The following is a 26,379-nucleotide window of genomic DNA, read 5'->3' as shown; positions in this document are numbered from 1 at the left end:
AGTGTCACTGGGTGACTCCAGGGCTCCCACGTCACATCCAGGTCTCCAGGGTGCAACTGTCCCCGCACCTTTTCGGGCGTTCCATCCAGCCTCGTCGGCGCAGCAGCTGAGCCATTCTGGCGGCGGTGCGGCACTGGGTCTCGAACACCTGTGGCCTACGGACGCGCGCGGTCAGCCTGCCGCCGAGGGCCAGGTCGTCGAGATCCCGGTCGGCGTCGCGCCCCTGCGCTCGCCAGGACTCGTGGTTGAGGCGGCCATCGAGCTCGACGACTAGGCCGTACGCCTCGTACTCGACATCCCTCAGTTCTCGGCCAGTCGGCGTGGTTCGCTCGCCTTGACGGGTCGCGGTGGGGAGACCGTGGGCGCGTTCGACGCGGGTGAGGTAGGCGTGCTCGAGGACCGAGCAGGTGCCGCTGTCCACGTCGGCGAGTAGATCACCGATGAACGCACGGCGGGGGAGTCTGGAGTGACGCTTCAAGGCGGTGCGTACGGCGTTCGTGGTCACTCCGCGCCGGCCGATGGTGTCGGTCAGGAGGCCGATCACTTCCATCTCGGAGGTTGCGTCGCGTGCCTGGAGAAGAGCGTTGTCCTCGAGTGTGAGGCGGGGTGGGCGCGCGCCGGGGAACATCTGGCGGGACAGGCCGACGACGCGGTGGACGACAACGTCGGGAGGTGGGGCCAGTCGGCGACGACGGTCGATGGCGATATGGATGGGTCCGACAGCGTCCTCGGTGCGACGTGGCTCGAGGATCGTCGGGCCGCACAGCGCGGCGGGCTCGGCGTAGAGCACGGCGGCCCAGGCCCGCTGGCGCCACGTCGGGGGACCGGTGTGGGCGACGTAGACGCCGCGATGCACCTGGCGTAGCTCACGGCGCCTGACCGCTCGACGGATGTCGTTCGGTGTGTAGCCGCCCCAGGTGAGCTGCGCGCGGCTGGCGACACCGTCCTGCAGTTCCAGCTCGCGCGCAGCCCAGGCTCGCCGCGCGGCCAGGTCACGTGCGTCGAGCTCGAGGTCGTTCTCGGTCTTCTCGCTCATCTGCTCCTCCGATGGAGGTCAATCTAGGTGCGACCACCGACAGCCGGGCTTTGTCGGCCGCTGCGACGTACGTGCAGAACTCTTTGCTTGGTGATCAGGGGATCAGGTGGCCTCGAGCCATGCTCGCGCGGCGGCGACCAAGGCGCTCACGCCGACCTCGAGGGTCGGGTCTTGGACCGGAGCGAACAGGGGAGAGTGGTTGGACGGCAGGTCGGCCGCGATCCGCTGGATGTCTTCGGGGCCCTGCGCCTCGGCGAAGTGGGCCGGGTCCGCGCCGCCGAGCAGCCAGAACACGAGCGGCGCGTCGGCGCCGGCAGCGAGAACCCCGACGTCCTCGCTGCCCGTCACGAGGCCAGGGTCGACGATACGGTCGGCTCCGACCACCGCACCCAACGCGTGGTGGACGCGGGCGACAGCGTCTGCGTCGTTGACCACCGCCGGGGACGATTCCAGGTCCTCTACCAACGGCTCGCGAGTCGCTCCGGATGCTTGCGCCTCGGCGTTCACGATGCGTGTGATCCCGGCGCGAACGCTGTCGCGGACGTGGGGGTCGTAGGTGCGTACGGACATCAGGAGCTGTGCTTCGTCCGGGATGATGTTGCTCTTCGTGCCGGCTTGCAGCGCGCCGACCGTCACGACGGCGACGTCGGTGGCGGCGACCTCGCGGGCGACGACCCCTTGCAGTCTCAGCACGGTGGCAGCGGCCATCACGACCGGGTCGATCGTGGTCTCCGGCCGTGAGCCGTGCCCACCGGCCCCGTACATCGTCACCCGCAGGGAGTTGGTGGCGGCGAACGACGGTCCCGAACGCAGACCGATGACGCCGGCAGGTAGCGGGGCGACATGCTGGCCGAGCACCACGTCGGGTCGCGGCACCTGCTCGAACAGGTCGTCCGCGAGCATTCTGGAGGCACCTTGCAGGACCTCCTCGGCCGGCTGGAAGACCACCACCAGCGTTCCCGACCAGTCCGCCTTCGTCGCTACGAGCGTGGCCGTGGCCCCCAGGAGGCAGGTGACGTGGACATCGTGACCGCACCCGTGAGCGACACCATCCACCTCACTGGCGTACGGCAGGCCTGTCGCCTCTTGCAGAGGCAGGGCGTCCATGTCGGCACGCAGCAGCACCGTCGCGCCCGGGCCGTTGCGCAGCACACCCACGACCCCGGTCTCGCCCAGTCCGGCCCGAACCTCGAGACCCAGGTCGTTCAACCACTCGGTGACGATGCCCGCGGTTCGATGCTCCTCGAACGAGAGCTCCGGATGGCGGTGCAGATCCTCGTAGATGCCCTTCAACCGCGTGACCAGAGCCTCGTCCATGCAAATGAGCGTAACGGGAAGGAACGGCGCGGCGAGGCATTCCGTCGAAGGTGCGGGTTCGGCATCGAGACCGGGGTCTCAGGCTCGCGTCGGCTCCGACGGGTCCGTGCGGTGTGGCGCTTCGCGCCCGGCCGTCAGTGGCCGAGGATGCGGCTCAACCAGCTGCCGTTGGGGTCCTTGGGGTCGACGGAGTGGCCGGCGCACCACTGGCCTGCGGGGACGGAGGCCTTGACGTGGGCGACGTGGCGGCCGCAACCGGCCCAGGTGGTTTTCGTGCACTTCTTGCAGCGGACGGGGCGACACATGGTTCTGTTCCTGCTTCTGTGGATCTGGTTCGGTGGTTCAGGCGGGAGGTTCGCCGGCGTCGAGAGCGTCGACGAACTCGCAGAACGCGTCGAAGGCGCGGGCACCGTGGACGGTGGCGGGGCCGCCGTGCATGAGGAATGTGACGCCGATCGCCTCGGCCGCTTCCTGAGGGCTCGCGCCGGCGCGGGCGGCGGCCTGGCCGTGGGAGGCGATGCAGCCGTCGCAGCCCTCGACCACGCCGATCGCGAGGGCGATCAGCTCCTTGGTCTTACGGTCGAGGGCGCCGTCGGCGAAGGCCGCCTTGGAGAGCTCGCCCCAGCCCTTGTAGACGTCGGGGATGGCGCGGCGCAGCTCCTTGTGGAGCGGTCCGAGCTCGCGCAGGACGCGCTTGCCGTGAGGTGAGTCGGTGTGAGGTGAGTCGGTATCGATCGTCGTGATCATGGCGGTTCCTTCGGTTCCTTGTTGCTGCCGCCTGCGGGCGGCGACTCGATCTATAACCCCCCGGGGGGTTACGATTGCGACGGTAACACAACCCCCCGGGGGGTTATAGAATCGTTGGAGAGAAGGAGACCCATGACCAGCTTCACGTTGAGTGCCACCGTTCCGGCGTCGTACGCGGAGACGGTGGCGCGTGTGCGAGACCTCCTCGGCGATGCCGGATTCGGAGTCCTGACCGAGATCGACCTGACTGCCACCCTGCGAGCCAAGCTCGGTGTCGAGGTTCCGCAGCAGGTGATCCTCGGAGCCTGCATGCCGCAGCTCGCCCATCGTGCGCTCGAGGCCGACCCGCGGGTCGCGACGATGCTGCCGTGCAATGTCGTGGTCGCTGCAGAGGGCGACATGACCAGGGTCGAGGTCTTCGATCCTGCCGCGATGACCTCCTTCAGCTCTGACGCCGGGGTCGCCGAGGTGGCGGCGGATGCGCGGCAGCGTCTCACCGGCATGCTGGACGCACTCACTGGAAAGAAGAAGGACGACGATGCAGCTCGAGCCTGACGAGATCAAGGCCATCATCACCCGACTCAAGCGCGCCAACGGTCACCTCGCGTCGGTGATCAGGATGCTCGAGGAGGGCTCGGAGTGCGAGGACGCGCTCACCCAGCTCGCGGCGGTCAACAAGGCTGTCAGCCGGGGCGGCTACGCCCTGGTCGCCACCGGCCTGGAGAAGTGCCTGGCCGAGGGAGGGCGCGACAGCGTGGACGTCAAGAAGATGGAGAAGCTCTTCCTCGCGCTTGCCTGATCGGCGGGCCGATCACTGTCCACAGGCACGCTCCGAACAGAGTTATCCACAGCTCGATGAGCGGCGCTGGCGGGACGTACGAATCCGGGGTCTTCTGGGGTCATGCCCAAACGCACGAAGCACCAGAAGAGGCCAGCCCCGAGAGCGGGAGCTGGGGATCCGCGACGGCGGTCGTTCGCCGAGAAGGTCGTCGACAGTCCTTACTGGCCGGCCCTGTTCGCCGTGAACGATGCCGAGGCCCGCGGGGACGTGAAGGCGGCGCTGGAGATCATCCACCGCACCCGAGACCAGCTCGACAAGGAGCAGTTCTGGCATCCGTCGCGTCTCGAACGCCTGGAGCAGATGTGGCTGCTCGGGGCGCTCATCCCGCGATGGGCACACTCGCGATGGATCGTCGCGCAGGCGCTGCAGGGGACCCATGCGCGCAACAAGCGGCGGATGGCGAAGGCGATCGACCTCGCCCTGGACGTCCGTGGTGGGCCTCATCCCGACCGTGACCGGGAGGACGACCGGATCCAGATCTTGGACCGCGACTGGGTCTACCGGCAGGCGTTCCTCTATGACCTCGGCGGACTCGAAGCGTTCCTGCGGCACCACGCGTCCGGCGACCTCATCGCCGGTGCCGACCGGATCTGGGAGTGGGCGCGGGCGCCGATGCGCGGTGTTCGTCTGCTGCGGCGCGAGCCGCGACACCTGTTCTGGGAGGATCCGGCGACAGGGGAGCAGCCGACCACGATCAACATCGGCGCCGGACTGATGGTCGACGACGGCGAGTGCGTGATCGGTCGGATCGTGCCGATCGACGACGGGCTGATGTTCGAGACAGCACCGCTGAGGGTGCCGGAGGAGGTGGCCTACGCCGTCTCGGACGAGCCGGATCGGTGGATCGACACGCTGCGTGATGCGAGCGGTCCGTCCGATCGTGAGCCGGGGGAGATCTGGACCCACCGCGGACTGCGCGACTACGGCATGCTCGCCGACGTTCCCTACGGGTTGGTCGACCTCGCCATGGAGGCGGGTCTGCGCGCGTTTCGACACCCCGGTGAAGAGGACGACGAGCTCGAGGAGCTGTTCGACCACCCAGCCGACTATCCGGCCTGCCTGGCTGCGTGGTTGGTGCGGCCGGCGACGGTCAAAGCGCTCCGTGGGGGAGTGCCGCTCGAGGGTCATTCCGCGCTCAGAGGATTCATCGAGTTCCTCCACGAACCGGCCGCGAGTCTCGTCCGCGATCTGACCGACAACCGCAAGGAGGCCGCCTGACATTCCGCGCGAATCTCACGCTCGACCCCAGGGTTTGCCCTAGTTTGATTCCAGTAGAGATGTGGGGGTCGCAATGGCAGCATCGATGGTGGCGTCGGACACCGAGCCTCAGCTGAGCCGTCGCAGAATCAACCTCATCTTCGGCACCGTGCTCCTCGGCATGCTGCTCGCGGCGCTCGACCAGACGATCGTGTCGACCGCGCTGCCGACGATCGTGGCCGACGTCGGAGGTGCCGGCCACCTGTCCTGGGTGGTGTCCTCCTACCTGCTGGCCGAGACCGTGGCGACCGTGCTCGCCGGCAAGTTCGGTGACCTCTTCGGCCGCAAGCTGTTGCTACAGGTCTCCGCCGGGCTCTTCATCCTCGCCTCGGCAGCGTGCGGCTTCGCCACCGACATGGTCTGGCTGATCGCCGCGCGCGCCGTGCAGGGCATCGGAGCCGGCGGCCTGATGGTGACCGCGACGGCGCTGATCGGCGACATCATCCCGCTGCGTGAGCGGGGTAAGTATCAGGGCGCGCTCGGCGCTGTCTTCGGTGCCACCACCGTCCTCGGACCCCTTCTCGGCGGACTCTTCACCGACCACCTGTCCTGGCGCTGGGCGTTCTACATCAACCTTCCGCTCGGGATCGCCGTGATCGCGATCGCCAGCCTGACCCTGCCGCAGATCGCCCGTGGCAAGCGGCCCTCGATCGACTACCTCGGCATCCTCTTCGTCGGCCTCGGCGCCTCGATGCTGACCCTGGCCGTCAGCTGGGGCGGGACGGAGTATGCGTGGGGATCAGCGACCATCATCGGCCTGTTCGTCGGCGCGGCCGTCGCCTTCGTGATCTTCGTCTGGGTCGAGTCGCGGGCGGTCTCCCCGATCCTGCCGCTGCGACTGTTCCGGGACCGGGTCTTCACGGTGAGCGTCACCCTCTCGTTCATCGTCGGCTTCGCGATGCTCGGCGCGATGACCTACCTCCCGACCTACATGCAATACGTCCATGGCGTCTCCGCGACGTCATCCGGGATCCGCACGTTGCCGATGGTCGTCGGCCTGCTGGTGACCTCGACGATGGCGGGCTCGATCGTCGGCCGGACGGGGCGCTACAAGATCTTCCCGGTCGCCGGCTCGCTGATCATGGCGTTGGGCCTGTTCCTGCTCTCCACGATGGACGCCGAGACCACCACCCTGACGATGTCGCTGTATCTGTTGATCATGGGGATGGGCGTCGGCCTGAGCATGCAGATCCTGACGATCATCGTGCAGAACACCGCGGCCTACGAGGACCTCGGTGTGGCCACCTCGGGCGTCACCTTCTTCCGGACGATGGGCAGCTCCTTCGGGGCGTCGATCATGGGAACCGTCTACGCCAACGAGCTCGCCGACCGGCTGCCCGCGGCGATCGCCACGGCCGGAGTGCCCGCCGAGGCCGTCGCGTCCCCCGCGGCACTCCATGCGCTGAGCGATGCCCAGAGCGCCCCGATCATCGACGCCTACGCGGAGACGCTTCACCTGGTCTTCCTCGCCGCGGTGCCGGTCGCCGGCCTGGCATTCCTGCTCGCACTCTTCCTCAAGGAGGTTCCTCTTCGGGGCACATCGCGGGCGGCCGCGACCGACCCGGGCGACGGGTTCGCGATGCCCAGCTCCTCCGACAGCGCGACGCGCCTCGACGTCGCCGTCGCCCAGCTGGTCCGCCGCCAGCCGCCGGAGACCTTCACCATGATCCGGGAGTCGTCGGTCGACCTCGGCGCGGCGACGGCATGGTGCGTGCGCCAGGTCGGGATCCGCGAGCGGGTCGGCGGTGAGACCTCGTTGGTCGCGATCGGCCATCGGCTCCAGATGCCGGGCGAGGTGCTGGCACCGGCGTTCACCACGGCCGTCGCGGAGGGCTACCTCGAGGGTGACGAGACGGCGTACGCACTGACGGAGGCGGGCAGCGAGCAGTTCGACAAGCTGGTCGCGGCGTTCAAGCAGTGGCTCGCAGCCGAGCTGTCCGACTGGGGCGCCGACGACGACAAGCTCGAAGAGGCGCTCGCGGCGCTCTCTCGCGAGATCGTGGAGGGCGAGGCCGCCGTATAGGGCTTTTTACCTTCCCGTGTGTTTGAAATCGACAAGAACGGGTAAGACGACGGCATGACCGCCGACATGCACGTCAACCCCGACGATCTCAGGTCCATCAAGAGCACACTGGACACCGCCGGCAGCGATCTGTTCAAGCAGGCCGAGCCGCTGCAGAAGACACCTGACGTGGGCGAGTCCTCGTCGGAGGTCGCGACCGCGCTGGCGTCGCTGGCGGCGGCGGTGGGCGGGATGTCCGAAGGTCTCGGCAAGCTCGGCGACAGCGTGCAGAACGCTCTGGACCACGCGACCGGGGCCGACCAGGCGGCCGGCGACGAAGGCCGCCGTCACGAGCAGAGGGTGAGGGGCAGCTGATGCCGGAGGCGATGGACACCAAGGTCTACGGTGACGCCGCCGCGGCGCAGACCGCGGCGGACGCGTGCACGACCGCCAAGGAAGCGGTCGGCGACGCTCTGGCCGATGTCGGCAAGGCCATCAAGACCGCAGGCTCCTGGAAGGGTCAGGCCGGGGCCGCGTTCGAGACGAAGGCGGAGAGCCGCAAGCGCGATCTGCGGCAGCTCGAGTCGCGCATCGAGGCCATGGGCAAGGGCCTCTCGACCTTCTCGGGCGACCTCAAGGCGGTCGAGACCAAGATGTCGACGATCCGCGACGAGGCCAGCGGTGCCGGGCTCACCGTCAGCGGCACGATGATCTCGCCACCGACCGATCCCGGCGAGGGCGCTTCCGAGGGCGACGTCGAGGCCCACAACACCAAGGTCGAGAAGTGGAACGACCTGGTCAGCCGGGTCGAGACGGCCCGCAAGGACGAGGACAACGCCCACGAGGATCTCGGCAAGGCGATCGCGAAGTCGACCGGTGACGGCTGGATCGAGGACCGCCTCCAGGACCTGGGCCTGCTGCCGAAGGACTTCTCCGACGGCATGCAGATCGGTGCGTACGCTTTGGGGCTGGCCGGCCTCGGCGCCGGCGCCGGCATCGACTGGATGGTGAAGAGCCGCTACGGCATGTTCCAGCCGCGGGTCAATGGTCGGTTCGCCAGCCCCGCGAGCCTGACCAAGCTCGAGCGCGCCGCGAAGGTGCTCAGCGACAAGAACTGGCACGCGAAGGCCAACAAGGCAGCCGTACGCGGCAAGTGGCTCACCGCCGGCAAGTGGGCCACCCGCGCCGGCTGGGTGGTCACCGCGGGCACCTCGGCGTGGGAGCAGTGGCAGAAGGACGCCGACGACCCGTCGCTGTCGACGACGGAACGGGTGAGCCGCACGGTGAGCACCTCGGCGATCACGACTGCGGGCGCGGCCGGGGGAGCCTGGGCAGGGGCCCAGGCAGGCGCTGCGATCGGCAGCATCTTCCCCGGCCCAGGCACCGTCATCGGCGGTGTCGTCGGTGGCCTGGTCGGTGGTGCGATCGGCTCCGGGCTGGCCGGCAAGGCTGCCGACTTCGTGGTCGACGAAGCCGGTGAGCTCGGCGAGGCCGTCGTCGAAGGGGTCAGCGACTTCGCGGAGGGCGCCGGCGAGGTAGCCTCCGATGTCGGCGACGCCATCACCTTCTGGGACTAGGACCGCAATGATCTGGGCCGTATTCATCCTGGCCGCCGGCGTCATCGGCGCCGGGGTCAGCATCTGGCAACATCTCGGGCTCTCGGACCGCGCCCGATCCTGGGCGAACTCGTGGAACCGGGGCGGTGTCGGCGAGGACGTCGTACTCATCCATCTGCCCTGCATCTCCGCACTGGCCATCACCGGGTCGACGGCCTTCGGGCTGGTTCCGGAGCAGACCGCGGCGTGGACGATCATCGGCGGGCTCTTCCTGCTCACCTGCGTGATCTACCCGCTGCTGGTCATCCTGCCGACCCCGCCGTTCATCAAGCCGAAGTGGTATCGCGAGTCGCACCCGAAGAAGAAGCGCACCGCGGGAAAGAAGTGACCGTGCCCGACCGCTCTGAACAGCAGACGAGCCTGAGTCTCCCGGACGGCTGGGAGAGCGTCGAACCGCCCGAAGGAGTACGTTTCCTGGCGCTCGCCCCGGCCGACGGCACCTTCCGCTCCAACATCACGGTGACCGCCCAGACCAACGGCGACATCGGGTTCCGTGACTGGCAGGTCGGCTCCGAGATGGCGTTCTCGCAGATGATGCCGGGCTATACCCCGATCGACCTCGAGCGGCTCACCATCGCCGGACAGGAGGCCGGTCGCCGGCTGGCGATGTACGACGGGCCCGGAGGCGCGGCACTGACCATGGAGCAGTGGTTCGTGGCGATCGACGGGGTCGGCCACACCCTGACCGCCACCGTGGTGACCAGCGACTACGCGACCTGGGCGGCCCAGATCGATGCCACCGCCGCGAGCTGGAGCCCGGCATGAGCGCCGCCGCGACGGAGGTCTCGTGGATCCTCGCCGGTCCGGGCGGACGGCTGGAGCACAGAGCCACGGTCGACCCCGGAGGCATCCACCTCCGGCTGGCGCTCGACGGCACGCGTACGCAGCACCTCGCCGTCCCGCGCGGCCAGCTGGTTCCGAGCCTGGTCCGCACCCTCAAGATCCGCCCGGTCAAGGGGGCAGCCGGATCGGTGCGCCCGTTCCCGACCGCCCGGATGACCGAGCTCCTGGGCGAGGACCAGGCCGCTCGGGACGCGATCCTGGAGGAGCTGGGCGCTCGCACCGCCTGGTCGATCACGGTCGGCCCGTGGCAGCTGATCGGCATCAACGGCCCCGACGGTCTCCATCTCGCGCTGGGGGACCAGCTCACCCCGATGACCAACACCGCGTTCTACCGGATGCTCTGCCAGCAGCTCGGCGCCTACTGATCGCGGCGTAGCGTGAGGGTCTCGAAGTCGGCGCCGAGGATGCGGAAGGCATCGACGAGGAGCCCGGCGACGCGCGAGACCTCAGCCCGGGGGACGGTGCGCCAGTAGTGCGGTGCCGCCGGCGCCGGAGCGATCGGGTCGGTCTCGTCGGGAGTCAGCCACCCGGCCGCGCGCAGCGCTTCGTGCTGCTCGGCGGGCGCCTCCCAGGCACCGCCGATGTGCTGCGTACCTGCAAACTCGGCGTAGAGCACGTCGTCCACGCACAGCACCTGTCCCCAGCGTGACGGTGCGACGGGCGACGACACCTTCGCCTTGAGCCGGCCCAGGAAGCCGGTGGGTTCCGGCGCCGGCGGCTCGGGCTCGCCGATGATCACGAACTCCTGCTGCCCGAGGGCGGCGAGCTCGGAGGTGATCCGTTCCTGCCACTGCGTCGCGTCCACCCGTCCATCCAACCAGCCCTCGGCCTCACCGACACCCCGCATCGGTGAGACCGAGACCCGAGCCCGTACGTCTCGGCGATCCGACCCCGAGGTCAGGTCGCCTGCGAGAAGTCGAAGAGGGCGATCGGGGCCGAGGTCGGTTCCTCGGACCCGCCGTCCGGCTCGACGGTGATCCCGGCGGCGCTGGCGTCCGCGGCGTCACCCTCCAGGACGAAGGTCTGGTCGCTGTCGTCGGGCATCAGGCCGGCGGGGACCATGACGTCGTCGTGCTGGAGCCAGAGCTCGTAGACCTTGCCGTCGGGTGCGGGCGGCATGTCCGAGGTGACGAGCACTGCCTTGCCTTCCGAGACCGAGCGTACGACCCGGGCCTGGGCCCCACGGGGGAGATCGACGGAGACCGTCGTCGCGTCCTCCGCGCTCAGCACCCGGTCGGCCACCGAGACGGTCTGGCTCGAATCGTCGCGGGTCAGCTCGATGGCGGCGACCGTCCCGGTACCGATGACGGCGAGGGTCGCTGCTGCGGCGGCGATCAGGCGCCAACGCGGCCGCCGGACGTACGTCTCGCGACTCTCGGTCGGTTCCGTCGTCTCGGGGGGCAGCGGGCGGATCTCCTTGATCCCCGCGAGAAGGCGGTCCCGCATCTCCGGAGGCGGCGCGACATCGGTCAGTGCGCCGAGCAGCCCGGCGCTCTCCCGCAGGCTGACCACTTCGGCGCGGCAGTCGGCGCAGACGGCGAGGTGTTGCTCGAAGCGGGCGCGTTCGATGTCATCGAGGGCGTCCACGGCGTACGCACCGGAGAGAGCGTGGATGTCTTGCGCGTTCATTGGTTCACTCCCATCGCGTCGCGAAGCCTGATCAGGCCGTCCCGGATACGCGTCTTTGCGGTGCCGACCGGTAGGTCGAGCATGGCGGCGACCTCAGTGTGGGTGTAGCCGCCGAAGTACGCCAGCTGTAATGCCTCGCGTTGAACGGGGGTCAGCGTCTCCAGCGCGGCATGGACACGCCGGGCCTCCAGCGAGGTCTCCGCCGCTTCGGCAGTGGTGTCGTGCGGCGGAGCGTGGGTGGTGCCGTGGTAGGCCGTGTCGTTGCGGCCGGCGGACTCTGCCGACCTGACCCGGTCGACGGCCCGTCGGTGGGCCAGCGTCAGCAGCCAGGAGTGGGCACTGCCCAGGTTCTCGTCGTAGCGGCTGGCCTGGCGCCACACCTGGAGGAACGTCTCCTGGGTGACCTCCTCGGCCTGAGCGGGGTCACGGACCACCCTCAGCACGAGCCCGTGGACTCGAGCGGCGGTCTGGTCGTACAGGGCCGCGAAGGCGGCTTCGTCACCTCGGGCGATGCGACGCAGGAGCCCCGCAAGCCCGGGCAACCCGGTTCCCTCCGGCGACGGGTCGCCGGAGGGAACTGAGCTGAGCGGTCTCATGTGTCGATCCTCGCGGATTTCTGGTCCGAAGTGCTGATCAGGGCATCAGCACGGTGTCGACGACGTACACCGTGGCGTTGGCGGTCGGGATGTTGCCGCAGAGGACCTTGGCGTTCTCCTTGCCGACGGTGAACTCCTCGTCGGCCCCCTCCACGGTGATCGTGTCGCCGGCCAGGGTCTCGTGCTCACCGGCGACGTCCTCCGGGCTGAGCTGTCCCGCCACGACGTGGTGGGTGAGGACCTTGGTCAGCATCTCCTTGTCGGCCAGGACGGCGTCCAGGTCGGCCTTCGGGATCTTCGCGAAGGCGTCGTCGGTCGGCGCGAAGACGGTCAGGGCGTCGGCGCTGTTGAGGGTGTCGACGAGCTCGGCCTCGCCGACCGCCGTCACCAGGGTCTTGAGCAGCGGGTTGGCGCTCGCGGCCGAGGCGACCGGCGCGGTCGCCATGCCGTTGAACGAGCCCTCGCCCTCGGCCGGGATCAGCTTGCAGCCCTCACCGAAGGTCTGCGCGCCGGCCTCGGTGGCCTCGGTCTCCTCGGGTGCGGACTCGGCGGACTCGGAGGTGCTGGAGCCGCTGTCGGAGCCGGCCGAGCTGTCGTCGGAGCCGCAGGCCGAGAGCCCGACACCGAGCAGCAGAGCCAGGGTCGCGGCGGCGCCACCGGTGCGGGTGATCGTGTTGAGCTTCATGAGAGAGCCTTTCGAAGGATGTTGGCTTGCTGTCATGAGTGCTTCGGCACCCTGGCTGGATCGGATTTCCTCTTTTTTCAGCCGACGGTCACGACGACCTCTTGGATCCCGCTGGACCCGTCGGGGAAGGGCGTGGCCCGGTCGGCGCTCTGCACGGTGCCGTCGCGGTCGGTGACGCGTACGGCCAGCTGGTGGCTCCCCGGCTCGGCGTCCCAGGGGAGATACCACTGGCGCCAGTAGTCGATCCCGGCGTCCGGGCCCAGCTCGGCGCGCTGCCACCGGCCTCGGTCGATGCGTACCTCGACCTCGGCGACCCCGTGCTGCTGAGCCCATGCGACTCCGCCGATCACGGTGCGGCCGGCAGGGATGTTGCTCAGCGGCCGTGGGGTGTCGATCCGGCTGGACAGCTTGATCGGGGCGTCGGTCGCCCAGTCACGGTCGGTCCAGTACGCGGTCGCCGCGTCGTACCTGGTCAGGGTCAGCCTGGTGACCCATTTGGTGGCACCGACGTAGCCGTAGAGGCCGGGTACGACGAGCCGGGCCGGGAAGCCGTGGCTGCGGGGAAGGACCTCGCCGTTCATGCCGAGGGCGACCATCGCGTTGCGCCCGTCCAGGACGGCCGCGAGCGGGGTGCTGATCGTGAAACCCTCGACATCGGTCGAGAGGATCTGGTCGGCGCGGTCGCCGACGCCGGCCTCCTCGAGCAGCTCCTGGAGAGGTACGCCGGTCCAGCGCGCCGCGCCGACCAGCTTGCCGCCGACCTCGTTGGAGACGCAGGTCAGGGTGATGTCGTGCTCGACGTTCTCGCGCTCGCGCAGGTCGTCATAGCTGAAGGTCAGCTCGCGCTCGACGTCGCCGTCGATCGTCAGCGTCCAGCTGTCCTGGTCGACGATCGGGACGGTCAGCTTGGTGTCGACCCGGTAGAAGTCACGGTTGCGGGTGGTGAACCGTGTGATCCCGTCGTACGTCTCCTCCAGCCCGGCTGGCAGCGCAGGCAGCGGGTCGCGGACCCGGGGGAGCGTCAGGTTGGCGAGCGCAGTCCGGCTGCGCACGATCACCTGCCCACCGACCGCGGCGGCGGCCGAGAGAACCGTCAGCGCCCCGAATCCGAGCAGGACGCTGCGACGGCTGGCGGTGCCGCCCTCGGGTGTGCCGCCGGCGGTGGCGGTGCCGTCGGTTCCGTTGGTCCCATCGGTCCCGCCGGCCTTGTCGGTGCTCAGCGCTCTGGTCAGGAACACCAGCGTCGCCGGTCCGACGACGAGTGCCACCGCCGTGGGGATGAGGTCAGCGGGCTCGAAGAGCGGCCGGCGGGCCACCGCCGCCCCGGCGAGCAGGACCAGGCCGGCGATGAGCGCGACCCCGATCCGCAGACGGCGCCGGGCGATGACCCCGATGACGGCGGTGAACGCGATCGTCACCAGCAGCACGCTGCCGATCAGGATCGGCTTGTCGGCGCTGCCGAGCTCGCGTACGGCCCACTCCTTGACCGGCGTGGGTGTCGCGTCGATGACCGCGGTGCTGACCGCGAGCGCCGGGGACGAGGCCGGCGTGAGCAGCGCGGCCGCCAGGTGCGCGACCGACATTCCGGCAGCTCCGGCGAGCACGCCGGCGAAGGCATGGGCGAGGGTAGGGCGATCCGGGCGTCTCATGGCGGGGGTTCGCGCTCGGCGGCGGAACGGATTTCTGTGTAACACGCTGTTCGTAGCACTACTCGCCCTAGTGAAACGACCGGATAGTGGTACGAACAGCGTGTTACACGAGCCCGGGGGCGCGATCCGACAGCAGCGAGCAGCGCGGCAGGGCGGGTCAGTCGGTGTCGCGCATTTTCGCGAGCCGGGCCCGCAGCCCGAGCGCGCGGTGGGCGTTGGCGCGCAGCTCGACGTAGGTGTCGCCGTAGACCCAGAGCAGAGCGTCGTCGAGCCGCCGCACGGCGCCGGGCGGATAGCGGTAGTCCATCCGCGCCATCAGGGTCTCCTCGTCGACCGAGCGCAGGGCCTCGCCGAGCTCGGTCAGCGAGGTGATGCCGAGCTCGAGGATGACGCCGGAGATCCACCCGTAGTGGTCGGTCCGCGACCAGCCGGCATCGGCGTACTGCCCGGCCAGGAACGCCGCCAGCTCACGGGGGCTGATCCGGGGATCGTCGTCGAGAGCCTCCGGGCTGGTGGCGGAAGCGCCCTCCCGGAGCCGATCCCGGATCGTGGAGAACTCTCGGTCGGCGAGCTCGAGCAGACCGGCGGCGAGGGTGAACCGGCGGTCGAAGTCGGGCACGTGCTCGCTGGGGATGGTGCCCTTGTAGCGGATGTCGTGCTCGAACTCCGCCCAGGCGTGCTGCAGCACGGTGCGGATCTGGATCTGCGCCTGACGGCCCCGGAGCAGCTCGTACGCCGCCTGGCCCTCGCGCGCGGGGTCGAGGCTGACCAGCAGGTGGCGGCTGGCGTAGCCGAACCGGCCTTCGCTCGCGGTCTCCTCGCCCATGTCACGGTCGTCGTGGACGACCACCTGGTCGTCGAGGAGGTCGGCGACGGCCTGGACGTCGCTGTGGACGTAGGTGATGACCCGCAGCCCGATCTGGTCGGTGATCTGGCGCAGCGGGTCGGTGAAGACCTGCCGTCCGTCGACCGTACGCGCCGCCTTGGCCGCGAACGACGCGACCGACTTCGCGCGGGAGGTCACGGTGAGGTAGTTGATGCCGGCGTCGTCGAGGATCGAGGTCACCAGCTGGACGTACTGGTCGGCCGCCTCCTGCAGCGTCGGCTGGATCGCGGCGTACTCACGGACCGCGGTCGCCGGATCCTGGATCTTCGCGCCGGCACGGCCGCGGGGTGTCGGGCGGAGGTCGTCGGGCAACGTCGGGGTGACGATGTAGCCGGTGGCGAAGTCGCCGTACGTCGTCGTGCGATCCGGCGCGCGGGTCGCGAACAGGCCGATGTAGGCGCTCAGCACCGCGTCGACCTGGTCCTCGACAGCGCGCAGCTCGCTCTTGCGTACGGCACTCTCGGCCGCCGTCCGCAGGGCGTGCCAGGCGGGGTGGTCGAGCAGCAGCGGCGGGTCGGCGCTGGCGAGGCCCTCGAGCAGGCCGAGCAGCATGATCAGCTCGGCCCGGAGCTGGTCGATGTCACGGCCGGACTTGTGCTTGTATTTCAGCGTCCGTCCCAGGCGGAAGAGCGCCACCGTCGCAGGGTGCGGATAGACCTCGATCGCTCGGCGCCGCCGGCCGGACCGGGGGTTCATGTCGAGCCCGAGCCGCGCCGCGATCCGGGCACCGCGAGGCTGCTCGCTGAACTCGGGCTTGCTGGTGTTGGACGGGTGCGCGCCGGCGTCGAAGCGCGCGAAGTCCTTGTTGAGCGCCGCCTCGGCGGGCCGGTTGCCGGTGGCGTTGGTGACGATCAGGGGAGCGTCGATCGCGACGAGACAGTCGCCGTCGACGTACGGCTCCAGGGCCGCGACGATCTCGTCGTCGGTCTTGGCGGCCGAGACGTGGACGAGGCGACCGGTCTCGTCCAGGACGGCGAGGCCGGTGGGCCTGCGCACGCCCCAGGCGAGATCGACTCCGATGAAGTACATGGGGCCAGACTGCCCGCCCGTGAGGCGCGGGTCTAACCCCCGGGCCGTCAGCGAGTCGCCTGAACGATCGTGATCGGCCCGAACCGGTGCTCGATGTGGTCGATCTCGCGGGCATCGGTGAAGCCGGCCTCGGTCAACAGGCTGACGATCCCGTTGTCGAGGTTGCGCTCGGTGTAGGCGTTCATCCCGCGATGCCGGTGGCCCTCATGACCGTGCCCTCCTGGGCCGTGGTCGGGGGCACCGAAGTCGACGATGGTGACCCGCCCGCCGGGCCGGAGGATCCGATGGGCCTCCCGTCCGAACCCTGCCCGGCCGGCGTCGTCGACGTGGTGCAGTGCGAGCGAGGAGACGACGTGGTCGACGCTGCCGTCCTCGGGGAGCAGCCGGTCGGCGTACCCCTGCACCAGCGAGAGACGTACGCCGCGCCGCCGCGCCTTCCGAGCGGCCATCTTCAGCGCGTCCGCGTCGGGATCGTGCCCGGTGACGACGGCCTCAGGCACGGCGCGGAGCACCGCGAAGGAGAGGTTGGCGGTGCCACAGCCGACATCGAGGACGGTCTGGCCGGGCTCGATGCTGGCGAGCTCGACGGTCCGCTCGTGGAGCGGGCGTACGCGGGCGAACCGGGTGAAGAGGTCGTAGAGGGGGAGGAGCCAGGGGCGGCCCATGCCGGGGAGGAAGTCGCGGTCCTGATCGCTCTCGGCGCGGCCGTCGATGATCGGTATGGTGGTCATGTCTCTACGATGGGACATTCTGCGGATCCATGGTGGGAGGGAAGTCGGTGGCTATGGGACGTTCTTCGGATTCGGTCGTGGCTCGCGCGCGTTCGGTGCGCACAGTGCGCTCCGACGGCACCCCGGTCTACGCGTGGGATCAGCGCCCCGGCCTACCTCCTGTCAGAGTCGTACCTCTCGATCCCGACTGCGACAGCGAGCACCTGCCGCCCCACAACCGGCACGCCCACGACTTCTGGATCCTTGCCTACGTCGAGCGTGGCGGGGGAGCAGTCGGCCTCGACGGCGAGCAGGTGGCGTTGCGTGACGGCGAGGTCCACGCGGTGGCTCCCGGCGAGGTCGTGGCCGCCGAGTCGCTCGCCGAGATCGCCGACGCGCGGGCTTGGTCGGTGGCCTTCACCCCCGATGCCATCCCGGCTCTCGCCTCCATCTCCCCGCTCACCTGGGCCCACCACCCGCTGCTCGCCCTCTTCGCCGCCGACGGCCGCCGCGCACTGGTGCCGGAGGCCGAGCGCCCACGCTGGCAGTCCTGGCTCGCCGAGCTCACCGACGAGCTACGCCACCCCGACCGCCTCGGCGCCCACGACGCCATCACCGCCACCCTCACGAACCTCCTGGTGGCGTCGGCCCGCCTGGCCCCGAGCGCCCCCATCGCCCCCGACCCCCTGGTCAGCCGGGTCTTCGATGAGATCGAGAAGACGTACGCCACCAAGGTCACCGCCGGCGACCTCGCCCGCTCCCTCGGCTACACCCCCGGCCACCTCACCACCGTCGTCCGCCAACGCACCGGCCGCACCCTCCTCGACTGGCTCACCGAGCGCCGCCTCACCGAAGCCCGCCGCCTCCTCCGCGAGACCGACCTCCCCCTCTCGGTGATCTCCACCCGCACCGGCCTCACCGACCCCGGCTACCTCGTACGCCGCTTCAAGGCCCGCTACGGCACCACCCCCGACCGCTGGCGTCGGGAGGCGTGAGCCACCGCTCTGTCGGCGGCGACACACTGGCCAGCGATCTGAAAGTGTCGGCGGCGACAGGGACAATGGTGGAGTGAGTTTCAGACCCAGCGACGGCGTCAGCCGCTACTTACGTGGCCATGTCTTCGTCGACGAGACCAAGTCGAAGGACTACGTCGTTGCTGCTGCGACACTCCCCGCCGGCCAGGTTTCTGAGGCGCGGAAGGCGCTTCGGAGCGTGCTGCTGCCGCGGCAGGATCGCGTCCATTTCGCCAAGGAGAAGGACCCCTACCGAGCACGCGTACTCCAAGTGATGTGCGGCCTCGATGTCCAAGTCACGGTCTACGTCGCAAAGACCAAGGACCAACGGGTGGGGCGAGCTGCCTGCATGAACGCCGTGATCGATGATGTGATCAAGGACCGCACTGCCCACGTCGTCATCGAGCGCGACGAGAGCCTCATGCGTGCCGATCTTGAACTCATCGCACGCAAGCTCTACCCGATGACCCACAAGCCGACATACCGACTCGAGGTTCCTCGCAGCGAGCCCCTGCTGTGGATCAGTGATGCCGTCTGCTGGTGCTATCAGCGCGGTGGAGCCTGGATCGACGCGGCGCAGCCTCTCGTCGTCGACGTACGCCACCTCGAGGTGTGAACCTGATCGAGACGGAACGTAGCGGGCCTAGAAATAGCGCGAGCCCGGCTCATCCACCGTCCGGAAGACTGCCGGGCTTACTTCGCGGGCCTATAGGGCCGTTGCGTCTATGACCTTACCCAAGAAGCTCCGAGTTATCCACATCTAGTTCACACCCGCTGGCCACCTGCGTCTTCGACAAGATCGAGAGGACGTACGCCACCAAGGTCACCGCCGGCGACCTCGCCCGCTCCCTCGGCTACACCCCCGGCCACCTCACCACCGTCCTGCGCCAACGCACCGGCCGCACCCTGCTCGACTGGCTCACCGAGCGCCGCCTCACCGAAGCCCGCCGCCTCCTCCGCGAGACCGACCTCCCCTTGTCGGTCATCTCCACCCGCACCGGCCTCACCGACCCCGGCTACCTCGTACGCCGCTTCAAGGCCCGCTACGGCACCGCCCCCGACCGCTGACGTCGGGAGGCATGAGTCGCGTAAGGCGTCTTGCGCGACTTGGTTAGACGGATGCCTCATCGAGGCGCTGGCTCAGCCATTCGGGGATGCTTTCGGCTTCGCGGGGAAAATCGCGTACGTCGATGGCGTAGTTGAACGCGCGGACCGGCATGCTCCATCGCGGCTCGTTGTCGTAGTCGAACGTCGCGCGCGCGTCGGCATGGCCGTCGCCTAGGTCGGTGATGGTCCATTGAGCTGACATCCAGGTGCCGGCACCGGGTGTGTACATGACTCGGCGGAGTTCGTTGAGGAGATCATCGACCTCGAAAGGGACGCCCTCGGACTCATCGATGGTGCCGTCGGGACGTTCGACGACGAGTTCGTGCTCGGACAGCATGGAGAGAGAGCTGCGGTTGAAGGTCAGCTTGCGCCAGGGGCCGGTGACCTCGGCGGGGATGAGCGCGGAGATCTCACTGATCAGCTCCCCCTGACGGGTCAGGTTCGGGCCCTGCGGATTCGGGGCGGACATTGGTGAACGTCCTCTCTCTGCGTTTGCCGTTCACGGTCATGACGGCGTGGATCTTTGACGGGACCTTCTGGTCCCCTTCGTATCTCGGAACGATCTTGAGGGCAATGTCGTAGGCCGGGTCGTCGCCATCGGCGTACGTGCTCACCCACTGGCGGAGCTGCTTCTCCATATCGTAAAAGTTGTCGGTCAGCTTCGCTGGGCCCGCAGCGACCGACTCGTTGAGCTCGGCCAGCATTGCGATGATGTTGATTCGATCGGGGCCGCCACCGCTCGCCCTTTGGAGCAGATGACCTCCCTGGTAGCCAGGTCCGCCGGAGCGACCGACGACGCCCTGGACGTGCTCGGATCGCGTGGCGTCCCTGAGCGCAAAGTGGGGGTCGTTCGCTTCGACCGTTCGCGCCTGTGGGTCGGTGCGAAACACGTGGATGTTGCTCACGACGAAGGTCACTGAAGGAGCAGGCGAGTTGAGGTCCGGATTGAGACTGCCCTTCTCGCCGTACTCGGTGTCGATGTGAGTCAGCTTGCCGTCATCGTCGGTGAAGAAAGTCCCTCGGCCGGCGACGTCGTAGGCGGTGTTGGGTTCGAGGGTCAGGCCTCGCGGCGGGAACTTCGTTCGGGGTCCGAGCGGCCCCACCGCGACACGACTGACCACATCGGGTGCCGGCCATCGCTGCTGGATGCGGATCGAAGACATCGATCCAGGAACAGGAATCACCGCCGCTGCTGGAGTGACCCCTGGTGCCGATGGGGATGCGCTAGCGGGGTTGAGCGCCGAAGGACTCGGTATTGCGACGTTGTGGTGAACCACTCGAGGTCCGACCACCTCGGGTGGCTGGCTCGCCGGGCCGTTGACCGCGGGTGGTGCTTGCGGCGCCGGTTCTGAGAGGGGAGTGACTTGGCGACGCCAGCCAGTGGTCATCCCCCAGGCGAATCCCGCAGCGCCCCAGATGTGACCGACCCCGTAAGCAGCAGGGCGCGTGAACCGCCAGGCGAGGTAGCTCAAGACGGCACAGATCGCGAGCTTGAGAGCGTCATGCATCTGCGTACTGGTCAGGACTTCGCTGAAGAACCGGAGGAGACACAGGGCCACGACGAAGCAGATGGGCCCCATCACCAGCGGGCCGACGAGGCGGTGCAGCCATCCCACGGCCAGGTCGCGGGTGCGGTCGAACATGAACAGGATCCCTGCCGCCGGCGCGAACGGGACGATGAGGCGGATGAGCACGAACGCGAGCAGGATCGCCAAGCCGGCGATGAGCAGGTAGCCGCAGGTGACGATGACCGCGACCAGGTTGATGAGGCCGACGGTCACGCGCTGATTCCAGTGCTCACCCTTGAAGTAGTCGTACGCGACCGAGTCTTCACGGTCGATCTGATCGGCGATCGTCATGAACGCGTCCTGCTTCTCCTCGACGAGAGCCTTCCCCTCACCTTCCGGGTCGGACCGGTAGGTCTCGTACTCGTCGAAGGTGAAGTGGGTCGCCCGGAACAGGTCCGGCCCGTGCTCGCGCGCCGTGGCGGAGTCGGCATCGCCGAAGGCGCCGTTGAGCCAGGTGCGGTACTGGGTGGAACGTACGACCTCGTCCATCTGGCCGTCGACCGCTGCTACCGCCGGGTCTTCGCCAGGCACCGGGTTGTCGTCGAACCCGGTCGCGATCAGCGTGACCGCGCCGCGTACTCCGTCATCGACCAAACGAACCGACTCGGCTGGGTAGGAGATCAGCAGCGTGGTCCCCAGCAGTACGACGCCGGCCCAGGTGGCGGCGGTTGCAGATCCGGCGATGTGCCCGGTGCGTGCGCGCCAGAGCGCGGTCGCCGCGACGAGGAGAACGGCGATCGTGATCCACGGCCGCCACACCCCTTCGGCGACGGCTCGGGTCGCATCGACGACCGGGTTGTCGAGGGCACGGATCGGAGAATCCGGGGAGATGACGGCGTCGAGCAGCGCGTGGGTCCAGTTGGGGATCGTGCCCGAGATCTGAAGAAGGATGTTCCCGATCGCCGTGCCCGCTCCGGCGACGAACTGGCCGGTGCACCCGTTGTCGTAGGTCCACAGGTGCGGAGTTGTGCCGTACGTCGACTCCAGCGTCACCCCGTCGTCCTCGAACGGGTCGCCACCCTCAGGGCTCTCGCCAAGCTGGACGATCCACGACCCCGCACCGTGCGGTGAGGCCGGGATGGGAGCTTCGTCGTTGTTGCAGGGACCGAGACCGTCCGCCCCCGCCGGGGGACCGACGACGACCGCTCCGATGATGAAAGTCAGAGTGAGCAACGCCCCGAGCAGACGCGAGCGCCTACCTGACCGGCGTATTCGAAGTGGTGCCCGACCACCCACCGTGATGCCCCCGATGCTCCCGAAACCAAACAGCAGTTTCACCCACGGTGTGGAGAGCCGCCACCGTTTACCGGCCCTTTGGCCCAGCCCCGGTCGATGGTGCGAAGTAGTCTCCGAGCATCTCGGTGACCCAGGTCGGCTGGTGAGTCTCGCCGCGCGGACCGAACTCGGCGAACCACGGCTTGACGTCGAGGACGGGGGTGCCGTCGACGGCGTCAAGGTCTTCGACGTGGAGGTCGAGTCTGTCGACCTTGATGAGTTTGCAGCGGGAGATGCCGAGCCAGTTGCGGCGACGCATATTCCGGTGGCCGAGGTTGCCGACCTCGGGCCAGGCCGGGTTCTCGCGGGCGCGACGTAGGCCGAGGTTGAGGTCGGTCTGGTCGGTGAGATGGAAGAAGAAGACAACCTCGAGATGGGAGAACTCCTCCAGCCCCTGGGTCGCCTCGACTGGGAACAGATCGGGGTCGAGGCGGATGATCGCCTGGGTGCCGCCCCAGTAGTCGTCGGTGGGCTCGGTGCGGCCGCCGACGACCTGGGCGATGGGAGTCATGCTGATCGATTCCACGATGCTCCTAATAGCTTTCAAGCTCGATGCTGACGTGCAGCCGTGACTGCTCCGGTGTAGGTCTCAGTGGTGAGGTCGGCATCGCCGATCCCGAGTCTCGCGAGGATGGTTCGGATGGTGCTCAGCCCGGTGTCGATCTCATCGGTCGGAGCCAGCGTCTCGACCTCCAGATAGGTGCCTTCGATCTCGGGTACCTCGACGAGAGTCGCGAGGACCTCTCGCCCGTCGGCGGTGAACCGGTGGTTGCGGCACAGCTTGCGAAACGAGATCAGCTCCACCGCCCCCAGAGCCTTCAGAACGGTGTCGGCGACAGCCGGGTCGTACACCTCGGTCTCGTGCTCGGGCCTCGACCCGGAGGACTCCTCGACGGGGGCAGCCTTGAACGTCAGCAGAGACCGGCTGCCAGCAGCGTTGGTCACGGTGCGGACCCGAAGCTCCTGGTCACGGGCGGTGAGGGTCTCTTCCGGGAGGTCGTAGTACGTGTCGTGGTAGGTCTCATCGACACCGGGCGCCAGGTGCTCGAGCTCGGCCCGAACGTGATCGACATCGGCGACCGTGGCCTTCAGTTCGACCTCGATGAGTCCACTCATCGCTCCGCCTTCTCGTGCTCTGCTGACCGGATCGCCGCAGCCGGTGTGGTCAAGGCCTCTATGTGCCGCACGAGCCCGTGGAAAACAGGGCCGCGTGGGGTGGCGATGATCTTGTACATCGCTGACTCGTGTCCTTCCCAGGTGCCGAAGGTGGCTACGAACATGACGGTATCGAGCCGGATCACACGCCACACCGGCATCTGGTCGTAGAGATAGACCTGCACCCCGGGCAGCCCGCCCAGCCGAGACATCGTCATCCGAATGCCTGCTGCGAACTCTTGAGGGCTTTCGCCCACCTCCGCCGCCCTGACGGCGGTTGCCTCGCAGTCGGGGTCGAGAAGCATGATGCGTACGTTGGCACCAGCTCCTCCGGTCAGATGCGAGCGCAGCAGCGAGTCGTTGAGACCGAGAAGGCCGAGCCCGCGGATGGCAAGCACGTCGATGTTCGAGGCGATCTGTAGTTGGGCTGCGATCTCCTCGCGCGCGAAGCCCTGGTCGCGGTAGACGTTGACAACCTCCGGGTAGGCCGACAGATCGGAAGGGTCGCGTTGTCCGGCCGTACGTGCTGGCGCGAGCCCGAGGATGCGTCGGCACTCGGCCGGAATCTCCAACCCGTCGGCGATCCGCTCAAACACGTCGAGCTTGGTGATCTCGCGGCGGCCGTTGATGACCTCGTTGACCCTCGACTGCGACAGACCCGTCGCGGCCGCAATGCGCGCCTGGCTCAACCCGGCGTACTGCTGCATCGCCCGGAACACGCCGCCCATGTCGCGAGCGACCAGGGCTTCACGTACCTCGGGCCGATCCCACGCCCACGAGGGCATCGCGACTGGATCCGAGCCGATGGTCATCCCGCCTCCTCTGCGCGTCCTGAGGCATCCAAGTTATCTCACGGTGAGATACACGCGAAGGGATCGAGCCGGTGTCGTCACCGCGGGCAACGTGGGATTTGCTCCGGCCGCGACACCTCTTAGGCATCGCGGCTGGGGCATTCCATCAGCCTTCAAGGAGACCTGAGGATGACATCGACCCTCCGGGCGGTCGGCCGACCGCGGCACACCGGACAGGCCCCAAGGATCTCAGCCCGTGAGGACATCCTCGACCACGCCGCTCGCCTGTTCACCAGCCGCGGCTACGCAGGCACCTCCACTCGCGAGATCGCCGAAGCCATCGGTATCCGACAGGCTTCGCTCTACTACCACTTCGCGGACAAAGCCGAGATCCTCAGCGAACTGCTCGAGCAGACGATCCGCCCGACGATCGACAAGGTCGAAGAGATCGAACGACTCGCTGCCGAACACGACTGGGCAACCGCCCTGTACGTCCTCGTACTCCTCGACGTCCACACCCTCGCCGTCGCTCCGCACAACGCAGGCATGCTCCCGAGGCTGCCCGACGTGACGAGGCAGCCCCTGTTCGAGCGCTCCAAGGTCGTCCGACGCGAGCTGATGGACGCCTACGACCGGATCGCCTCACACCTGATTGACCACAGGCGCCATCACGACCTCCGCCTGGGCAACGTCCTGCTCCAGCTCGTCGAGGTAGTTATCAGCATGCGCCGTTCGGGCGACACCCTCACGGACACCAAACGCCATGCCGTCGCCGCCTCTGCCCTCCGCATCTGCGACGTACCCGAAGAACAGATCTGGACCGCCGCTGCCGCAGCGGATCGCGTGGTCGGCCAGTTCACCTAGTCTCCCGGCCAGGCCGTTCCGGTGGCTGCCGTCGGGCCGGCAACACTTCCATCCGAACCAGGATTTACCCAGATGTGCATGTCGATGCTGCTCTCCCGCTTGCCAGGAGTCGAGACCCGCTGACGGACTGCCGACTAACGCGTTGGTTGCACGTGTTGAAACGATCGATGCGCCGGGGATTCCCCTGCATCGCGGCGTTCATCACCGTCGCCGGCGACTGTTGGCACCAACTTGCTCCGGAATACCCAGGCCCGCTGACGCTGCGATCAGACTGATGTTCAGCAATCGCCGTTGTCCGGCGGGGGCATCACGTTTCAGACCATGCGACACCAAGAACGGTGCCAATTAGATCGGCCGCGTCTGTCGGGGAATCATGCTCCCATACGCGCACTACAGTCCACCCAGCGTTACGGAGGGCGTCATCGTGGCGTCGATCCCGTTCGACGTTCTGGGCCAGCTTCGGTCCCCAGTAGTCGGCATTCCGTCTGGGGGTCTTCCCCCGGTGCTCAGGGCATGAATGCCAAAAGCATCCGTCAACGAAGACCACCACCTTGGCCCTTGTGAACACTACGTCGGGCCTGGGTTTCACAGATCCGAGATCGATCCGGTAATCCTTGCGGAAGCGGAGGCCCCGACGATGGAGTTCGGACCTGAGCCGGAGCTCCGGCTTCGTGTCGCACCGCTTGTTCGCGAGCATGCTCGCGCGGCTGCCTGGACTGGATGCCCACGACTCGTACGCCACCCTTCAAGACTAAGGGCAGTGTCAGAAAGTTTCCGACAGACGGCGCTAAGGCTTCAAAGCGTCCCGGATGGCCTTCTGGTACACGTCCTGTGCTGGCATGGTGCCCGGTCCTGCGAACGCTTGGGCGACTTGAACGACCGTCGTTGTGTGAACGTGCTGCCGGACAAGGGGAAGTGGTGCACCGGTCTGAGGAGCAGAAGTATCCACGTCGTAAGCCATGAAGGTGATGCTGCTCGACTGCAACGGATAAGGCAGTAGAACTGCATTGCCCCCGAGGCGGTCCATCACCTTGTGGTAGACGGGCGTAGGCGTCACGAAGAACAGACCCTTCATGCACATCTTCTCGCGTTGGAGAACGTTCCCCTTGTAGATCAGTTGCGGAAGGATACGTTTGTTGACGTTCTCCCAGTTGAAGCCTGCAGACGCCATTGTCACGGCCCGGGCCTGATCTAGAAGGTCAGCCCGTGCCCCTCGATAGTTGCCCGTCGTGTCGATCGATTGGACCTCGATCGCTACGAACTCGACGAGGTCGCCGGCGGCGTCGATCCTCGCCAGGATCCAATCCACAAAGTATGCGCCGACACCGCCACGCTGAGGAAGGTGAAGTTCGCCGCCCCACCGCTTGCCGAAGACGGCGACAACGTCGGCTCGGGTGTGCCGCGCTTCGCTGACTGCGGAGGCCCCCGGTTTCAATGGGAGGCCGGGGCCGAACGCGATGTCGGCAACGTCGCGCAAGATCCGGTAGTCGTCGGCGTACAACCGGATCGGGCAACAGATCACCGGTCCCCTCGTCGCAGGCTTGAGTGTGCAAACCCCAGCGACCACACCATCGTTTAGTTTCTTCTGGCACTTGTCCCCGAGGAACGGACACTCCGCAGCGGTTGCGTGGTCGGTCGCTTCCTTGGAACTGTCCGTCGCCTGGAAGCCGAAGAACTCGTAGATTGTCGTCGCCACTCATGGTCCTGTCGGTCGTACTTGGAACGCTAGTTTTGCACGTCTCCGGACGAAGAGTTGGCGGAAC

At 68.0% G+C, this 26,379-nt stretch carries 31 protein-coding genes; 13 read left to right on the top strand and 18 right to left on the bottom strand.

From position 1 onward, the window contains the following. Positions 1-31: 31 nt before the first annotated feature. From WBG06_RS07565 to WBG06_RS07550, 4 genes are all read right to left on the bottom strand, one after another. Positions 32-1,036, bottom strand: coding sequence for a hypothetical protein (locus tag WBG06_RS07565; RefSeq protein WP_336735978.1), 1,005 nt, complete (start codon positions 1,034-1,036; stop codon positions 32-34). Between the two features lie 102 nt (positions 1,037-1,138). Then, a complete protein-coding gene (locus WBG06_RS07560; RefSeq protein WP_336735977.1) occupies positions 1,139-2,353 on the bottom strand; it encodes an amidohydrolase in 1,215 nt (404 codons plus the stop codon). Positions 2,354-2,487: 134 nt separating this feature from the next. Then, entirely contained in the window at positions 2,488-2,658 is a 171-nt protein-coding gene (locus tag WBG06_RS07555; RefSeq protein WP_336735976.1) for a hypothetical protein, read from the bottom strand. Between the two features lie 37 nt (positions 2,659-2,695). Continuing rightward, entirely contained in the window at positions 2,696-3,100 is a 405-nt protein-coding gene (locus WBG06_RS07550; protein ID WP_336735975.1) for a carboxymuconolactone decarboxylase family protein, read from the bottom strand. A gap of 132 nt (positions 3,101-3,232) precedes the next feature. Between WBG06_RS07550 and WBG06_RS07545 the strand changes: the two genes are divergently transcribed. From WBG06_RS07545 to WBG06_RS07505, 9 genes are all read left to right on the top strand, one after another. Further along, complete coding sequence (locus WBG06_RS07545; protein WP_336735974.1) at positions 3,233-3,655, top strand: DUF302 domain-containing protein; 423 nt, start codon at positions 3,233-3,235, stop codon at positions 3,653-3,655. Beyond that, positions 3,639-3,899, top strand: coding sequence for a metal-sensitive transcriptional regulator (locus tag WBG06_RS07540; RefSeq protein WP_336735973.1), 261 nt, complete (start codon positions 3,639-3,641; stop codon positions 3,897-3,899). Before WBG06_RS07545 ends, WBG06_RS07540 begins: the two co-directional genes overlap by 17 nt. 102 nt (positions 3,900-4,001) lie before the next feature. Beyond that, complete coding sequence (locus tag WBG06_RS07535; RefSeq protein WP_336735972.1) at positions 4,002-5,159, top strand: hypothetical protein; 1,158 nt, start codon at positions 4,002-4,004, stop codon at positions 5,157-5,159. Positions 5,160-5,232: 73 nt separating this feature from the next. After that, entirely contained in the window at positions 5,233-7,221 is a 1,989-nt protein-coding gene (locus WBG06_RS07530) for an MDR family MFS transporter (RefSeq protein ID WP_336735971.1), read from the top strand. A 54-nt stretch (positions 7,222-7,275) separates the two neighbouring features. Beyond that, on the top strand, positions 7,276-7,575 hold the full coding sequence (locus WBG06_RS07525; RefSeq protein ID WP_336735970.1) for a hypothetical protein: 300 nt from the start codon (positions 7,276-7,278) through the stop codon (positions 7,573-7,575). Further along, on the top strand, positions 7,575-8,777 hold the full coding sequence (locus WBG06_RS07520; protein ID WP_336735969.1) for a hypothetical protein: 1,203 nt from the start codon (positions 7,575-7,577) through the stop codon (positions 8,775-8,777). Before WBG06_RS07525 ends, WBG06_RS07520 begins: the two co-directional genes overlap by 1 nt. Positions 8,778-8,784: 7 nt before the next feature. Then, on the top strand, positions 8,785-9,144 hold the full coding sequence (locus tag WBG06_RS07515) for a hypothetical protein (RefSeq protein ID WP_336735968.1): 360 nt from the start codon (positions 8,785-8,787) through the stop codon (positions 9,142-9,144). Positions 9,145-9,146: 2 nt separating this feature from the next. Further along, on the top strand, positions 9,147-9,581 hold the full coding sequence (locus tag WBG06_RS07510) for a hypothetical protein (RefSeq protein WP_336735967.1): 435 nt from the start codon (positions 9,147-9,149) through the stop codon (positions 9,579-9,581). Next, on the top strand, positions 9,578-10,024 hold the full coding sequence (locus WBG06_RS07505) for a hypothetical protein (protein ID WP_336735966.1): 447 nt from the start codon (positions 9,578-9,580) through the stop codon (positions 10,022-10,024). The genes WBG06_RS07510 and WBG06_RS07505 overlap by 4 nt, the downstream gene beginning before the upstream one ends. Here the strand turns inward: WBG06_RS07505 and WBG06_RS07500 are convergent. The 7 genes from WBG06_RS07500 to WBG06_RS07470 all read right to left on the bottom strand — a co-directional run bounded on the left by WBG06_RS07500 (position 10,018) and on the right by WBG06_RS07470 (position 16,864). Continuing rightward, positions 10,018-10,464 carry a TY-Chap domain-containing protein gene (locus tag WBG06_RS07500; protein ID WP_336735965.1) on the bottom strand — a complete coding sequence of 149 codons (447 nt, stop codon included), beginning with the start codon at positions 10,462-10,464 and terminating at the stop codon, positions 10,018-10,020. The genes WBG06_RS07505 and WBG06_RS07500 overlap by 7 nt on opposite strands. A 92-nt stretch (positions 10,465-10,556) precedes the next feature. Beyond that, on the bottom strand, positions 10,557-11,288 hold the full coding sequence (locus WBG06_RS07495) for an anti-sigma factor (protein WP_336735964.1): 732 nt from the start codon (positions 11,286-11,288) through the stop codon (positions 10,557-10,559). Beyond that, positions 11,285-11,884: an ECF RNA polymerase sigma factor SigK gene (sigK, locus tag WBG06_RS07490; protein ID WP_336735963.1), complete on the bottom strand. Its 600-nt coding sequence runs from the start codon at positions 11,882-11,884 to the stop codon at positions 11,285-11,287. The genes WBG06_RS07495 and sigK overlap by 4 nt, the downstream gene beginning before the upstream one ends. Positions 11,885-11,921: 37 nt before the next feature. Beyond that, the gene (locus WBG06_RS07485) at positions 11,922-12,569 is read right to left on the bottom strand and encodes a fasciclin domain-containing protein (protein WP_336735962.1); all 648 of its coding nucleotides are present in this window, start codon (positions 12,567-12,569) and stop codon (positions 11,922-11,924) included. Positions 12,570-12,646: 77 nt separating this feature from the next. After that, entirely contained in the window at positions 12,647-14,218 is a 1,572-nt protein-coding gene (locus tag WBG06_RS07480; protein ID WP_336735961.1) for a molybdopterin-dependent oxidoreductase, read from the bottom strand. Between the two features lie 157 nt (positions 14,219-14,375). After that, positions 14,376-16,133, bottom strand: a complete 1,758-nt coding sequence (locus WBG06_RS07475; protein ID WP_336735960.1) for a DUF429 domain-containing protein — start codon at positions 16,131-16,133, stop codon at positions 14,376-14,378. Between the two features lie 47 nt (positions 16,134-16,180). After that, positions 16,181-16,864: a class I SAM-dependent methyltransferase gene (locus tag WBG06_RS07470; protein WP_336735959.1), complete on the bottom strand. Its 684-nt coding sequence runs from the start codon at positions 16,862-16,864 to the stop codon at positions 16,181-16,183. Between the two features lie 77 nt (positions 16,865-16,941). Between WBG06_RS07470 and WBG06_RS07465 the strand changes: the two genes are divergently transcribed. The 3 genes from WBG06_RS07465 (at position 16,942) to WBG06_RS07455 (ending at position 18,924) form a co-directional block, all read left to right on the top strand. After that, the gene (locus tag WBG06_RS07465; protein WP_336735958.1) at positions 16,942-17,838 is read left to right on the top strand and encodes an AraC family transcriptional regulator; all 897 of its coding nucleotides are present in this window, start codon (positions 16,942-16,944) and stop codon (positions 17,836-17,838) included. A gap of 73 nt (positions 17,839-17,911) precedes the next feature. Beyond that, positions 17,912-18,472, top strand: coding sequence for a hypothetical protein (locus WBG06_RS07460; protein WP_336735957.1), 561 nt, complete (start codon positions 17,912-17,914; stop codon positions 18,470-18,472). A gap of 158 nt (positions 18,473-18,630) precedes the next feature. Next, entirely contained in the window at positions 18,631-18,924 is a 294-nt protein-coding gene (locus tag WBG06_RS07455) for a helix-turn-helix transcriptional regulator (protein ID WP_336736931.1), read from the top strand. A gap of 43 nt (positions 18,925-18,967) precedes the next feature. Here the strand turns inward: WBG06_RS07455 and WBG06_RS07450 are convergent, their stop codons facing one another. The 5 genes from WBG06_RS07450 to WBG06_RS07430 form a co-directional block, all read right to left on the bottom strand. Next, positions 18,968-19,432: an agglutinin cell wall attachment protein gene (locus WBG06_RS07450; RefSeq protein ID WP_336735956.1), complete on the bottom strand. Its 465-nt coding sequence runs from the start codon at positions 19,430-19,432 to the stop codon at positions 18,968-18,970. Further along, positions 19,374-21,704 (bottom strand): DNA/RNA non-specific endonuclease, encoded by a 2,331-nt coding sequence (locus WBG06_RS07445; RefSeq protein WP_336735955.1) that lies wholly within the window; start codon positions 21,702-21,704, stop codon positions 19,374-19,376. The genes WBG06_RS07450 and WBG06_RS07445 overlap by 59 nt, the downstream gene beginning before the upstream one ends. Before the next feature lie 130 nt (positions 21,705-21,834). After that, a complete protein-coding gene (locus WBG06_RS07440) occupies positions 21,835-22,332 on the bottom strand; it encodes a TrmO family methyltransferase domain-containing protein (protein WP_336735954.1) in 498 nt (165 codons plus the stop codon). Between the two features lie 17 nt (positions 22,333-22,349). Further along, positions 22,350-22,922, bottom strand: coding sequence for a class IV adenylate cyclase (locus WBG06_RS07435; protein WP_336735953.1), 573 nt, complete (start codon positions 22,920-22,922; stop codon positions 22,350-22,352). Then, positions 22,919-23,773: a helix-turn-helix domain-containing protein gene (locus WBG06_RS07430; protein ID WP_336735952.1), complete on the bottom strand. Its 855-nt coding sequence runs from the start codon at positions 23,771-23,773 to the stop codon at positions 22,919-22,921. The genes WBG06_RS07435 and WBG06_RS07430 overlap by 4 nt, the downstream gene beginning before the upstream one ends. A gap of 168 nt (positions 23,774-23,941) precedes the next feature. Here WBG06_RS07430 and WBG06_RS07425 point away from each other — a divergent pair, with 168 nt between their 5' ends. Continuing rightward, complete coding sequence (locus WBG06_RS07425; RefSeq protein ID WP_336735951.1) at positions 23,942-24,616, top strand: TetR/AcrR family transcriptional regulator; 675 nt, start codon at positions 23,942-23,944, stop codon at positions 24,614-24,616. A 307-nt stretch (positions 24,617-24,923) separates the two neighbouring features. Here the strand turns inward: WBG06_RS07425 and WBG06_RS07420 are convergent, their stop codons facing one another. Both WBG06_RS07420 and WBG06_RS07415 read right to left on the bottom strand, forming a co-directional pair. Next, positions 24,924-25,313: a very short patch repair endonuclease gene (locus tag WBG06_RS07420; protein WP_336736930.1), complete on the bottom strand. Its 390-nt coding sequence runs from the start codon at positions 25,311-25,313 to the stop codon at positions 24,924-24,926. 90 nt (positions 25,314-25,403) lie between these two features. Next, on the bottom strand, positions 25,404-26,312 hold the full coding sequence (locus WBG06_RS07415; protein ID WP_336735950.1) for a NotI family restriction endonuclease: 909 nt from the start codon (positions 26,310-26,312) through the stop codon (positions 25,404-25,406). Between the last annotated feature and the right edge of the window lie 67 nt (positions 26,313-26,379).

The organism is Nocardioides sp. CCNWLW239, assembly GCF_037137035.1.
In the GTDB taxonomy this organism is placed as follows: domain Bacteria; phylum Actinomycetota; class Actinomycetes; order Propionibacteriales; family Nocardioidaceae; genus Nocardioides.
The sequence above is the reverse complement of the archived record's forward strand: the minus strand, read 5'-3'. Positions and strand labels throughout refer to the sequence as shown.